The sequence below is a fragment of the Kitasatospora sp. NBC_01246 genome (assembly GCF_036226505.1).
Classification (GTDB): Bacteria; Actinomycetota; Actinomycetes; order Streptomycetales; family Streptomycetaceae; genus Kitasatospora.
Genome location: NZ_CP108484.1, coordinates 5,999,716 through 6,013,898 on the forward strand (window position 1 = coordinate 5,999,716; position 14,183 = coordinate 6,013,898).

A 14,183-nucleotide genomic window follows, 5' to 3' on the forward strand; every position below is an offset into this window, starting at 1 on the left:
AGCACCGCCGCGCAGCCTGTCAGGTCAGCTCACACCTTTCAGTCAGAGGAAGTGGCTGATCACGCAGCGTGCTTCTCGTAGTTGAGGGTCCAGCGCTGGTTGTTCTGCACCGCCGGACAGTCCCAGATGCCGAGGTGGGTTCCCTGCTCGGTGGACCACCCAGGAAGTTCGAGGCATCGGCCGGCGGGATTGTCGGCAGTGACGGTGGCGGGGAGGAAGATGCGGCCGTCGGGTCGTACGGCCCACTTCTGCCCCTCGTTGTCCACACACCTGGAGAGGACGAGGCCTGTTCCGTTGCCGAGAGCGTTGTCCTTGGTGGACACGCACCAGCTGCCGGAACGGACCGTTCCGTCGGTGGCGAAGTTGAACCGCTGGTTGCCGGTCTGCCAGCAGGCGTACGCGGCGATGTCGGTGCCCTCGTGCGGGCCGCCGATGGCGTCGGCGCACAGCCAGTCCACGAGTTGGGAACGGACGGTGACGCTCGAGTCCGAGTATCCGGCGAAGGCCCAGCGCTCGAAGCTGTCGACCTTGCCCTTGGTGTCAGTGCTGCTCTTGCCGGGGAAGATGGCGATTGCATTGGTGTTGTCGATCACCCAGAGGTCGGCAGTGCCGTCGTTGTTGAGGTCGCCAGCTCCGATCTGCGGGTAGTCGGCGGACTTCAGAGCCTGTCCGACGGCCAGCTTGATGCCCTGGTCGGGCTTGGTGAGCGCGGAGTAGTCGACGGTTCCGTCGGACTTCCAGCCGAGGGGATAGGCGTAGAGGTCGCCGGTGACGCGGTTCCGTGCCCAGACGGTGGCCTGGTAGGCCGGGTCCGTGGTGTCGGGGAGGACGGTTGCGCCGTTGGCGGCCCCTGGGTTGATCAGCTCGAGATCGGCCCAGCTCCCGGTAGTGGTGGGGATGAAGGTCGCGGTGTCCAGACTGTCCTGGAGACCATTGGGCTGGAAAAGGTAGAGGCCGTTGTTCTCCAAGGTGAGGATGGAGGTCTGGGTCATGATGACCTTGTGGGTCTCGTTGCCGGGTTCTCCGGCGACAGCCTCGCCGTCTGGTGTGCCAACCGCGATCACCTGTGAGGCGTTGCTCCAGTTGTCCTGCTTGTATCCGGGGCAGGTGGTACCGGTCTCGTAGGTAGTGCAGGCAGGCCGGTTGAGCGCGACAGGCGTCAGGGTGTCGAACCGCCCTGTGCCGTTGTTGGGGATCAGGTAGAGGACCTCCCGTAGCCGGGAGGTCGTGTCCTTGTTGTAGTGGGCGAGGATTTCATCGACGGCCTGCCCAGGTGCGAAGGTGCCGTGATGACTGACCTGGAAGTCGGACCAGGTGGCGCCGTATTCGCGATTGCCGGGTGCGGCGGCGGCGGGGGCGGCAAGAGAGGTGGTGGGGTCGGTGGTTCCACCGATGATCCGCAGATCACCGTTCTTGTCGACGCTGATGACGTCGGGCTTCTGGTCGTTGTCGACGTCGCCGAAGAGAGGCTGGGTGTCAGGCTTCCAGGGAACGTAGAAGTTGTAGGTGGCCATCTGGCTGTAGTTGCCGGCGTTGTCCATGGCCCAGGCGTAAAGGGCGTTGGTACCCCAGTCCCGGGGCTGGTACCGGTACGGCTCGCCGGGGGCGATGGTGTCATCCTGGCCGCAGCGCCAGCCGGTGACCGGTGTGCTGTCGGTGCTGACCCGGATGCAGGCGACACCGGAGGCCTGGAGTCCCGAGCCCGGGGCCGGGTCCTCGGCGTTGATCACGAACACGCCCGGGTCGTTCATGTACCGGGTCGGCGTGGGATTGGGGGTGCCAGAGGGTGGGAAGTCGGTAGAGCTGATGCTGACACGAGGGTTGGTGCGGTCGACTCGGAAGTAGCACCAGGCACTCGCGGGCGAGGTGAGTGCTCCGTCGGCGGCGCGAGCGAGCCAGCCGTACTGGTGGCCGTCACTTAGCGAACCCGGTGAGACTGCCTCCGCAGGATTGTTCCAACTGCCCCCCCAGCGGCCGTCGGCGTAGGAGAAGTTCGGGTCGTTGTCGTCCCACATCTGGTAGCCGGTGTACAGGCTTTGCCCGGTCGGAGACCAACTGTTGGCGGTGAGGTAGATGTTCTGGTTGCTGCCGACCCAGCCGGGGTTGTCCCAGGGATTGTCGCCGCGGCTGGTGCACTCAGCTGTGCTGTTGTCGCGCGCGAAGCCGGGGGCAGGCCAGGTCCGCGGAGACCAAATGGTCGGGGTGATGTCGTAGGTGACGGTGATGGTGGGGTTGTTCGCCAGGTAGTGGCGGTAGAGCTTCTCCCACTCACTGCTCTGGGGTGCTATGCCGACCGTCCAGATCGGCGCCTTCTCCGCGGCCAGGACCTTGATCGCTTCTACGACGTCGATCGCGAGCGGGCCGGCTCCGGTGAGCCACTGACCGTTGACACCCCAGCAGCCTTCCATGACGACGTTCCCGTTGGTGCCACACGGCTGCGCGTTCCAGTTGGTGGCGGTGCCGATTGTGTTGGCGCGCGGGGCCGAGTAGAGGACGAACGGCGTGTTCGTAGTAAGGCTGGAGGCGGCGGTCACCTGAGCATTGAACGTGGCACTCATGATGGTCGGCGCAAACTCGGCGCCATCGGGGATCGTGTAGATAGCGGGATTGATGCCGAACTGGAAGTAAGCGCGCTGGCGACCCAGCGTGCCGCAGTCCAGGTTGGGGTCGCTGCTGTGGTACCCGCAGTAGCCGGTGGCCACGTTGCTCTTCAGGTTGTAGTTCTTCGCATCCTTGTGGTTTTCCTGGACCTCGACCGAGCCCTGGCTGTAGCTGGAGGCGGCGACCAGCGACGGGTCGAGGTACCACGGGCCGTCACCGGAGCCGAGCGCGTCTTGATCTGGTGTCAGCTCTATGGTGGAAGGGGTGACCTTGGTGGTGATGGCGGCCACGTTGGCGCCGTCGCCCGGTTCCTCGGCGGTGGACGGCGTTCCCGCGCTGCCTTCCACCGGGGCGACGGCCGGAGCTGCGGCAAGGCCCGCGCGCGTCGAAGCCCTGGAGGCCCGGGAGGCGCTCGCGGTGGCCTCGGTGGACGGCTTGCTGGAGTCCCACTGCAGTGGCAGGGGGGACCGGAACCGCGTGGTGCCGCGTTCATCGGTGACATTGATGCCGCCGGACTGGTCGGCGGTCATGGTCAGGCCGTGTGCGGAAACCGAAAAGGTGAGTGACTTGAGAGCCGGGCTGTCGGCGGCTTCCTTCGTGCGCACGATGATGACGTCGCGCCAGCCGCCCTGTGGAAGTGCGGTCAGTTGGAGGTCCACACCCGGCAGAACATTGGGATAGACGGCGTTCGCGCCTGACACGACTGGCTTCGGTAGGGGGAACGGGGCACCGACTGCGATGCTCTTGCCGTCGTCGGTGGTGACGGTGGCCATCGGGCTGGCACCGCCGCCGGAGAATGTCAGGCCGGTCGTCGCGATGGCTGGGCTCAGTGTGCCGTCGGCGTTGATCCGCAGCGACGGGTCGAGGTCGGCCCACACGCCGCTGCGCTTGGTCCGTACGGCGAGAGCGTTGTCGGTGGAGGTAAGGGATCCGTCGGGGTTGGCGAGGGTCTTCGAGGTGTCGCTGGTCAAGCGCTCTACGGCAACCGACTTCCCGGTGGCTTTGGCCTTCGCAATCGCGTCGAGCATGGCTTGCTGCTCGGATGTACGGGCCGGTGCCGGCAGCGCGGGGACCAGCGGTGCGACGCCGCCTGTCGGGCCGTGCGCCGGGGGTGTGTTGCTGCCAGCCGCGGCAGCGGCCGGTGCGGTGAGCACAGCCAGGCCGAGCGCACCTGAGAGTCCGAGTGCGGCCAGGTGATACGCGCGGGCGCGTACCCCCCGTAGTGGTGTGTTCGCAATTGGGCTTGAAGTGGTGAACATGTCGGTTCTGTGACCCTCCAGGTCTGCGACCCCGCCGTCAAAGCGGCGTTCGGGTGGGAACGATGCGGCCTGACCTGCAAGCACGTCAAACCAGTTGCCGTCTTGAGTGGACATGTCCGAAACGCGTCGGATCGTGAGATCAAGAGTTCATAAACATCGCATGCTTAGCGGTTGGACGGTCTAGCGGTGCAATCAGGTGGTCACTTATCGTCACACTGACTATAGGACAGGTTTGTCCATATGACTGTGTATCGATAATTAGTGAGGAGATCTCACATGAGGTTCTGGCCTGCCCGGCTACAGGCTGGGGGACCGCCAGGGAGCCGTTGGCGATCGCCTGCAGTGGCGGTCCTGCTTGCCTTGGCAATGACAGGTGTCGCCGTGCCGCCCGCAGTGGCGTGGACGATCCCCGAACCGGAGGGAGAAGTCTGGATTCCTCCGACCACGCCTCTCGGTGACGGGAACGTCTCGGTCGAGGGGCGCGACGCCCGGCCGTCGGGAGTGAAGTCGGCAGCTAAGCCCGCCGATTGGAACCCGGAAGCAGCGGCACCGGTGGTTACCGGGACCGAGACCATCACGATCGGGCCCGACAGTGCCGAGGCGAAGGCCGCCCGCTCTGCGACCGGTGGTGCCTCACCCGCCTCTGGAGGTGCCACCGGTGCCAAGGCCGGTGCTCTGGCCGTACAGATCGCTCCCGGCAATGGCACGGGTGAGAGCGCCCATACCGTCACCGTCCACGTGGCGGGCCAGGACAAGGGCAAAGCGGCAGGCGTTACCACGCCGCTCATCGCCGTCTCGGACGCCGACCCGACGCCGAAGGGCGACGGGCGCACCGCGAGTGTCACTGTGGACCTCAAGGCGCTGCAAGCGACCGGCTGGTCCGACCGGGCAGCGCTCGTCTCGCTGCCGGCCTGTGCGCTGAACACCCCGGATCGGCCCGAGTGTCGCACTCAAACGCCAGTTCCCTCCAGGTCTGACGGCAATGGCAAGGTTACGGCCGACGTCACCCTGCCGCCGGTAGAGGCTCAGCCGACGCCGGGGAAGCGTCAGAGCGGGACCGTCAGAGCCTCCTTCGCCACCATGGAGGGCCTTGCCACGGCGCCAACTGCGGCTGGTGGTACGGCATCGCCGCTGGTGCTCGCGGCGGCCCCGACACCGTCCGGCCGTGGGGGCACCTACACCGCCACCCCGCTCTCGCCGTCCTCCGCGTGGAGCGCTGGATCGAACGCGGGCAACTTCACCTACAACTACCCGATCCAGGCACCGCCAGCGCTCGGCGGGGCTGCCCCGGCAGTGGGGCTCGGCTACAACTCGGCCGCCGTCGACGGCAAGACCTCGGCCACGAACTCCCAATCTTCGTGGATCGGCGACGGATGGGGCTACGAGCCAGGTTTCATAGAGCGGTCCTACAGGAACTGCGACAAGGCAGGAATCACCGGTTCGGCAGACCAGTGCTGGGGCGGCCAGAACGCCACCCTCTCGCTCGGTGCACACTCTGGCACGATCGTGCGGGACGACAGCACCGGTACCTGGCACCTGCAGAACGACGACGGCTCCAGGATCGAGCAGCTCACCGGCGCGCCGCGGGCCACCGGTGACATCGACTACCAGGGCATGGAGTACTGGCGCATCACCACGACCGACGGTGTCCAGTACTACTTCGGCCGGAACCACCTCCCTGAAGGCGACGGCACGGATCCAGCCGCAGGCTCCGTCCTGACCACGCCGGTGTACTCGCCGAACAGCGGTGATCCCTGCTACAGCGCCACCTCCGGAAACGGGTCGTGGTGTCAGATGGCCTGGCGCTGGCAGCTCGACTACGTCGTCGACCCGCACGGAAACCTGACGACTTACAGGTACCTCGCCGAGACCAACAAGTACAACCGCGGTGGAGCCCCGAACGGCAACGGGACCCTCACCGACTACCAGCGGGCGGTCAGCCTGCGTGAGATCGGCTACGGCCAGCGCCTCGACGACCAGAGGGCCGCAAGGGGCACCCTCGATCCGGCCGCCAAGATCCTCTTCAAGACCGAGGAGCGCTGCAAGCCCTCAGGAGCGATCCTCTGCTCCGAGGATCAGCGGAATGCTGCCAATGCCGACGCCTGGCCCGATGTTCCCATCGACCAGATCTGCACCACCGCGCCGTGCGTGAACAACGCGCCGACGTTCTTCACCACCAAGCGTCTCACCGAGATTACTACGCAGGTCCTGGTGAGCGCCGCCTACCGGACCGTCGATACCTGGAAGCTCAACCAGAGCTTCCCCGATCCCAAGGACGCGACAAAGCGCACACTCTGGCTGGACTCCATCCAGCGCGTCCCGAGCAATGGCCAGGCTCCGATCGAGAACCTGCCCGCCGTGACGTTCGACTTCAAGATGATCGCCAACCGCGTCGACGGCACCGATGTGCCCGAGCACATGTTCATGCGGCCGCGCATCAAGGAGATCACCACCGAGACCGGCGGCCGGATCAACGTCATCTACTCCGAGCCCGAGTGTTCCCGCGTGAGCGGGCACATGCCCGCCTCCGCGGACAACAACACGATGGCCTGTATGCCGGTCAAGTGGTACCTGCCCGGTCAGTCCTCTTCGAACCCGGTCGACGACTGGTTCAACAAGCCATTGGTCAAGACCGTCACTGAGCAGGACCTGGTCAGCAGCCCCGCGATCGGTAGGACAACCGAGTACACGTACAACGGCGGCGCCGCCTGGCACCGCAATGACGCCGAGTTCACGGATCCCAAGACCCGCACCTGGGACAGCTTCCGTGGCTACCAGTCGGTGACAACCACCAGCGGCAGCGGCTCCATCAGTGAGGCGCCGAAGACCCAGCAGACGGCCACCTACCTGCGCGGGATGGACGGTGACTACCTCGCTGGCGATACCAGCCAGCGGAGTGTTCAGGTTGCCAGTCCCTTGGGCGGCAGCATCACCGACAGCGACTGGCTGAGCGGCCGGGTCATCGCGACCGAGGTCTACGACCAAGCCGGCGGAACTGTCCAGGCGATCTCCGGCACCTTCGCTCAGACGGCCTCGATCGATTCCTATGACGGGCACCCGGTCACCTCGACCCACGCCCAGACTGCCGGCGCACCCAAGATCTACGCCCGCTACCCGGACAACCAGGTCACGGCGATCTCCAAGAGCAAGCTCGCCAACGGCGACTGGCGTACTGCAAGTGGTACCACGACCAGCGACCCGTCCCACGGCAACCGCGTCGTCCAGACCGATGACAAGGGCGACGGCAGCACCGCCACCCCCGAGACCTGTACCACGACCAAGTACGCGAATAGTGGCAACCCGCAGCAACTCGCCCTTGCGTCGGAACGGGTGACGATCCAGGGCACCTGCGGCCCCGATCCCACAGCCGCCAACACCATCTCCGCCAGTCGCACCCTCTACGACGGTAGGCCGTTCAGGCAGGCCGGCACGACCGGCGACCCCACCAGCTCCCAGGTCCTCGATCATTTCGATTCGGCTGGGAAGCCTGTCTATTCGCAAAGCAACAGCGCGACCTTCGATGCGTACGGCCGAAGCACGTCGACCGCTACTCCCGATGGCTCGACCTACGGCAGCGACGGCGAGCAACTGACGAGCCCGTCGGTCTCACCGGCCATCACATCGGTCGCCTTCACCCCTGCCTCCGGCGAGCTGCCGACCGAGGTGCGTGCTACTGGGCCGCTGGGCGCGGGTTGGACCACGACCGTCACCCAGGATCCGGCGCGCGGATCAGTGCTGACCAACAAGGACATCAACGACCGCGTCACTACGGCCCAATACGATGCCATGGGCCGCACCAAGGCAGTGTGGACACCTGACCGGCCGACAGGCGGTCTCCCGAGCAAGAAGTTCACCTACTCCGTCAAGGGCACCCTTGGCCCTTCCGCGATCACGACCGAATCGATCAACGATGATGCGGTGACCTACTCCGCCAGCATCGACATTCTCGACGGTCTGGGTCGGCCGCGTCAGAGTCAGAGCACCAGCGCCGCCAAGCCCACGGGGCGCCTGATCACCGATACCCTCTACGACACCCACGGCTGGGTTATCAAGACCTCCAACCCGTACTACGAGAAGGGCTCCTTTCCCACAGAGTCGATCTTTGTCCCGCTGGCCGACGGTCAGGTCCCCGGCCAGACGTGGAACGTCTATGACGGCAACGGCCGTGTAGTTCGCTCGGAGTTCCGTTCCTACGGGAACCTTCAATGGGCTACCACTACGGCCTACCCTGGCGCCGACCGGACTGATGTCACGCCGCCCGCGGGTGGCACACCGATGTCGGTGGTGACCGACGCGCGTGGTCGCACCGCTGCCAGCTGGCAATATCGCACGAACGAAGCCACGGGTAACCCCGCTGACGCCGACATCACTACCTACGGGTACACCACTGGCGGCCTGACGTCCCGTCGAACCGATAGCAGTGGCAATACCTGGAGCTACACCTACGACCTACGCGGCCGACAGGTCTCTCGGGTCGACCCGGACAGTGGCGCTACCCAGACGTTCTACGACGTCGACTCACAGATCGACCACACCACTGACGCCAAGGGCACCACCCTCGCGTACACCTATGATCTGCTCGGCCGCAGGACCGGCAGCTACAGCGGCAGTGTCGCCCCGGCGAACCAGCTGGCCTCGTGGTCGTACGACACCCTTATCAAGGGACAGCCGACCTCCTCGACCCGCTATGTCGGCGGTGCCTCCGGCGCGGCCTACACCACAGCCGTGACCGGTTACGACACGGCCTACCGGCCGCTTGGCACCTCCACCACCATCCCCGCAGCCGAGGGGGCTCTTGCAGGGACCTATACCACCACCAACTCCTACAGCCCGGTCATCGGCTCTCTGAAGACCACCAGCATTCCTGCCGCCGGGGGCCTGCAGGCCGAGACCGTGAGCTACGGCCGCACCATCACGGGCCTGCTCACCGGAGCCACGAGCCTCGGCAAGGCTGTTGTCGCCAAGGTGGAGTACGACGCACTCGCAAGGCCGGTCCGTACGACGGCCGGCGAGTACGGCAAGCAAGTCATCTCGACTCAGCAGTACGACTGGGCAACCAGCCGGGTCATCAACTCCTTCATCGACAAGCAACTCGGCACCGTCGCGGTCGACCAGACCAGCTACACCTACACCCCCTCCGGCCGAATCACCTCGGCCACTGACATCCAGGACGCTGCCGGCGTCGACACCCAGTGCTTCAGTTATGACCACCTCGGCCGCCTGACGGGTGCCTGGACCGACACCGGAGGTACCTCTACCACTGCCGACTGGACCGACTCCTCCGGCAACGTTCACGGCACCGGCAGCTCCACCACAGTCCCTGGCATCGGCGGCTGCAAGAACGCCTCTGAGCCGGCTGTAGTCAGCCCTGGTGGCCGCACCATCGGAGGTCCCGCCCCCTACTGGAACAACTACACCTACGACGCCTCCGGCAACCGCACTGGCCTCGTTCAGCACGACATCGCGGGTAATGCCCTCGACGACATCACCACCTCCCAGACCTTCGGACCGGCCCAGAGCACCAACACCCCCACCAGCGCGCCCAACACCGGCGGCGGTACCGGCGGGCCCCATGCGCTCCTCACATCCACCACGACCGGTCCCGGCACAACCAAGGCCGTCTCCTACCAGTACGACGAAAAGGGCAACACCACCGCGATCACCGACACCGGTGGTACCACCACCCTGGCCTGGAACGGTGAGGATAGGCTCGAATCCGTTGCCAAGACCGGTCAGAGTGGCCCCACGACCTACCTGTACGACGCCGACGGAAATCAGCTCATCCGCCGGAACCCGGGCAAGACCACGCTCAACCTGCCCACCGACGAGCTGACCCTCGACACCGTCAGCGGTTCGATGAGCAACGTCCGCGCTATCGCCGGGCCCGGAGGCCTTACCTACACCCGCGTCACCGCCGCCATCGGCGGCGGCAAGGTACTCATCCAAGCTGCTGATCCCCACGGCACCAACGGCGTTCAGATCAACACGAGCGCGGGCCAGCCTGTCACTCGACGGTCCACCGACCCCTTCGGCGGTCCCCGCGGCACCCAGCCCGCCCCCACCGCCTGGGCCGGCAGCAAGGGCTTCGTCGGCGGCAGCAAGGACGACACCACCGGCCTCACCAACCTCGGAGCACGCCAATACGACCCCACAACCGGCCGCTTCATCAGCCCGGACCCGATATTCGACGCAGGCGACCCCCAGCAATGGAACGGCTACGCCTACAGCGAGAACAATCCGGTCAACCTCAGCGACCCCAGCGGTCTCAAGTCTGAGGAATGCGGCACGCTGTACGACTGTGGCTCCGCTGGCACCATCACCATGTCTAATGCGGCTGAAACCACTGAGAATTACGTTTCGGATTCCGCGCTCTTCCGATTGGTCGACAGTGCTCCGGGCTATAAGCCCGTGAGGCCCATCGGACCGCCGCCCAAGCCAAAGAAGCGAGGGTTCCTTGACGGTTTCAAGGACGGCTTCGTCGGCGCTGTCAAGGGTGCGGTCCAGCCGTGGACGGATTTGAAGGACTGCGTCGTCGGGCGGAGTGGAGACGCATGCAAGGCCGTCGCCATATCCTCCAATCCGATCACCATGTCGATCAAGACCGTCAGCGGGTCCATCGACGGTATCAATGCAATGAACGACCAGCTGAACAATGGCGAGGTCGCCTACACCGGCGGCGAAGCCACCGCGATGCTCCTCATGGCAGTCGCTGGTCGAAAGATCTCCAAGGCTGTAGAGGGCCCGTGTAACAGCTTCCCGGCCGGAGCTCTCGTTCTGATGGCCGACGGAAGCTCCAGGCCGATCGAAGAGGTGAAAACTGGCGATGTCGTAACTGCAACGGATCCTCGGACGGGCGTTACCGCACAAGAGCCGGTCACAGATGAGATCACGGGCTATGATGACACCCAGTTCACTGAGCTGACGCTCACCACCGCTGTCGAGGAGGGTGCTCAGCGCGCTCCATCCGGAGTAGTGTCCACCGCGCACCACCCGTACTGGGATGAGACAGCCCAGAAGTGGGTCGATGCGGAGAAGCTACAGCCGGGCCACGTCCTTTTGTCGCCCGATCACAGTTCTGTCGTTGTAGCAGCAATCCGCACTTACGCGACTCCGCCCACTATTGCCCATAATCTCACTGTCGCTAATCTTCACGCGTACTATGTGCTAGCCGGGGCTACGCCAGTCCTCGTGCATAATTGCGACAGCGTTCCAGGGGACACCTACCGCGTTGATACGCGTGGCCCTGACGAGATATTTCCAACTGGATTTACGCCCCGCGGATCGAACATGAGTCTTGAAGAGCATGTCTACGGCGTGTCGGGCGATATCACTCCACCTTCGGGCTATGTGGCAACGACCAACAGTCACAACTACGCTGTTTCTCGCGCCATAGGCGGAAAGTATGTGTACCAGATTCGTGGTGGCCCAGAAGGAATTGACGTCAATAAAACTCTCCCGGGGAATCCGATGAGTCACGAGAGGGAGTTTGCAGTACCGGGGAGAATTCCGACGGAGTGCATCGTCGGCTGCCACATGCCAGACGGAAGCTTCCGTTCCAATCCGAACTATGGGCGCTGATGGTCGAGATCATTAATCTGCAGGCAGTGAGTCCAGATGGCTCCCTGCGGCCAATTGAGCTTCGCCTTCATGGGGTGGAGGAGGTAGTCATTGAAGTGGTGCTGGACGGCTCAAGTATTGGTGAGTTCGTAGGGTGCAATATCTCGTCTTCTCTCAGGCGGGCACGGCGAGGAGTGGAGGATAATGGCCTGATCATCTGCTGTCAGGGGGCTCGTCAAGACGTACATTCGTCCGGAATGCTGCAGCAATTCAGCAATGGTAGAGAAGCCTACGTGTTGCGAGATGGCGTAGATATGGCCAGTGCCGAAGTGGTTGATGTCCTGGCGCCAGCCGATCCCGCTGACGTGAATACTGTTGACGCTCAGGAGATGAACATCTTCAGATTCTTCGGGCTGGCGCGACCGGGTAATGACCAGTAGCTGCTGGAATTGATTGAGTGATGTCTGGGTCGTTTTCCTTGACCGTGTGAGAAGCCTCGCCGCAGTGGCATGCGGCGAGGCTTCTTCGGGTCTTGGCGGCCACGTCAGGAGGCGAGGGCTGCACAAATCGGTGGCTCACCGCCTTTGCCCGTGCTCGGCCCTGTCGTCTGCCAGGTTGCAGAGGGCGTTGCGAGGAGGTCGAGAGGCGTTGAACTGAGGCGGAGCCGGACGTGGGCGTAAACCGCGGCGGAGACACCGATGAGGGCGTGGCCAAGGAGTTCTTTGATGACGATGAGTTCGACGCCCTGTTCCAACGGGAGGGGCGCGCCGCCGAGAGCTTCAGATTATGGAGGCGGATGCGGCGGAGTCTGGCCCTACAGAGCAGCGTGGCGAAGCGCCGGTGAGCGTGGCTCGCTCTATCGGAGCTCCGTCTGGCCGGGGAATGGTTTAGAAGCCACTGTCCTGGCATTTCTCGCCCGCCACCTCGTGCTCCTGGCACTGCTGGTCACGGTGGCATTTCGAGCGTGGTGATGCTCTGGGTCGGAAGGGATCGGCAATGGTCAGTCTGATACGTCGGCTCCCCGCGCATGGTCGAATGGCCTTCAGGTAGTTCGGGTGCACCGCTGGCCCCACGTTCGCGCGGGGCCAGCGAAGGCCAGCCGCCGCTACCGCCTCGGGCGGCCGGCCTTCCGGACCTCGTCGTGGACGGCCCAGGCGTCGGCGACCGGGCCGAGGTGGCCGAGCTTGTCGGGGTTGAGGACCAGGCGGATGGCCTGGATCCGGCCGTCGAGCACGTCGAGCGACAGCGCCTGGAGCACCCTGCCGTCCCGGTCGCGGAGGATCGCGCCCGGCTGGCGGTTGACCTCGTGCGGCTCGCAGGTCACGTCGACCAGCGCCAGCCGAGGGAAGAAGGCGGCCAGCAGCCGGGCCACGTTCCCGGCGCCGACGATGGCCCTGGCCAGCTGCGGGGTCTTGCCGCCGCCGTCGCCGACCATCGTCACGTCGGCGGCCAGCAGCTCCTGCAGACCGGCCACATCACCCTCGCGCAGGGCCTCGAAGAACCGCGCCGACAGCTCCTCCTGCTCCGTGCGGACCGCCTCGAAGCGCGGCCGTCCGGCCTCCATGTGCCGGCGGGCCCGCACCACCAGCTGTCGGCAGGCGGCCTCGGACCGGCCGACCGTCGCCGCCACCTCGTCGTACCCGAAGCCGAACACCTCCCGCAGCACGAACGCCGCCCGCTCCAGCGGACTGAGCCGCTCCAGCAGCAGCAGCGCCGCCATCGACACCGAGTCGGCCAGCTCCGCCGACCGCGCCGGGTCCTGGTAGGGGTCGTCCAGCAGCGGCTCGGGGAACCACGCACCCACGTACGCTTCCCGCCGCACCCGGGCCGAGCGCAGGACGTCGATCGAGATCCGCGTCACCGTCGCCGACAGGAAGGCCCTGACCGACGTGGGCCGGGTCGCCGAGCCGTCGTAGCGCAGCCACGTCTCCTGCACCGCGTCCTCGGCCTCGCTCACGCTGCCCAGGATGCGGTAGGCGATCGAGAACAGCAGCGACCGCAGCTCCTCGAACTCCTCGACCTTGCTCACGCCGGATCCCCTCTCCTGATCGTCCGAACCATCCGCGGGCGGGGGCCCGTCGCCCCGCCCGTCGCGTACTCAGTGGAACTGACCGACCTCGTAGTCGCCGGCGGGCTGCCGGGTGATGACGTTGAGCCGGTTCACCATGTTCATGAGCGAGACCAGCATCGTCAGGGCGGCCAACTGCTCCTCGTCGAAGTGCGCGGCGGCCCGCGCCCACACCTCGTCGTCGACCCCGCCGGCCGCGTCCGCGACCCGCGTCCCCTGCTCCGCCAGCTCCAGCGCGGCCCGTTCGGCCTCGGTGAAGACCGTCGCCTCCCGCCACGCCGCCACCAGGTTGAGCCGCGCCGCGGTCTCGCCGGCGGCCGCGGCCTCCTTGCCGTGCATGTCGATGCAGACCGCGCAGCCGTTGATCTGGCTCACCCGCAGCGCCACCAGCTCCTGCGTCGCCGCCGGCAGCGGCCCGTCCTTGAGCGTCCTGCCCAGCGCCATCAGGTGCTTGAAGGCCTTCCCGGCGGCCGGGGTGGCGAACAGGCTCAGTCGCGCGTCCATGGGGTGCTCCTCCGTTGTCGTCCGTCCCTGCACCCCTTGAGACGGACCGGGCGGCCGGGTTGTGACACGCACGGATGTGACCCGCGTCTCCGGCGGGCCGGCTGGTGCGGTTGCTGGACACCGGGACGGCGAGGGCGCCCGCGCCGGTGCGGTGGGCGGGGCGGAGGACATGGTCAGCCTGAAGGTGGCCGGCG

5 protein-coding genes are annotated in these 14,183 nt (G+C 65.8%); 2 read left to right on the plus strand and 3 right to left on the minus strand.

Translation table 11 applies throughout. The annotated features are described in order from the left end of the window. Nucleotides 1-59: 59 nt before the first annotated feature. Nucleotides 60-3,974, minus strand: coding sequence for an RICIN domain-containing protein (locus OG618_RS26025; RefSeq protein WP_329489954.1), 3,915 nt, complete (start codon nt 3,972-3,974; stop codon nt 60-62). Between the two features lie 228 nt (nt 3,975-4,202). On the opposite strand from OG618_RS26025, the gene OG618_RS26030 reads away from it, so the two are divergent. Both OG618_RS26030 and OG618_RS26035 read left to right on the plus strand, forming a co-directional pair. Continuing rightward, nucleotides 4,203-11,438 (plus strand): RHS repeat-associated core domain-containing protein, encoded by a 7,236-nt coding sequence (locus OG618_RS26030; protein WP_329489955.1) that lies wholly within the window; start codon nt 4,203-4,205, stop codon nt 11,436-11,438. Then, nucleotides 11,438-11,857 (plus strand): hypothetical protein, encoded by a 420-nt coding sequence (locus OG618_RS26035; RefSeq protein WP_329489956.1) that lies wholly within the window; start codon nt 11,438-11,440, stop codon nt 11,855-11,857. Before OG618_RS26030 ends, OG618_RS26035 begins: the two co-directional genes overlap by 1 nt. Nucleotides 11,858-12,522: 665 nt before the next feature. Here OG618_RS26035 and OG618_RS26040 read toward each other — a convergent pair. Together OG618_RS26040 and OG618_RS26045 are read right to left on the minus strand one after the other, a co-directional pair. After that, nucleotides 12,523-13,446, minus strand: a complete 924-nt coding sequence (locus tag OG618_RS26040; protein ID WP_329489957.1) for an RNA polymerase sigma-70 factor — start codon at nt 13,444-13,446, stop codon at nt 12,523-12,525. A gap of 69 nt (nt 13,447-13,515) precedes the next feature. Further along, nucleotides 13,516-13,989 (minus strand): carboxymuconolactone decarboxylase family protein, encoded by a 474-nt coding sequence (locus tag OG618_RS26045; protein ID WP_329489958.1) that lies wholly within the window; start codon nt 13,987-13,989, stop codon nt 13,516-13,518. Nucleotides 13,990-14,183 lie beyond the last annotated feature (194 nt).

Excerpts from the sequence above, each read along its gene's own strand:
- OG618_RS26035 (WP_329489956.1), top strand. The coding sequence starts at position 11,438 with ATGGTCGAGATCATTAATCTGCAGGCAGTGAGTCCAGATGGCTCCCTG.
- OG618_RS26045 (WP_329489958.1), bottom strand. The coding sequence starts at position 13,989 with ATGGACGCGCGACTGAGCCTGTTCGCCACCCCGGCCGCCGGGAAGGCC.
- OG618_RS26025 (WP_329489954.1), bottom strand. The coding sequence starts at position 3,974 with ATGTCCACTCAAGACGGCAACTGGTTTGACGTGCTTGCAGGTCAGGCC.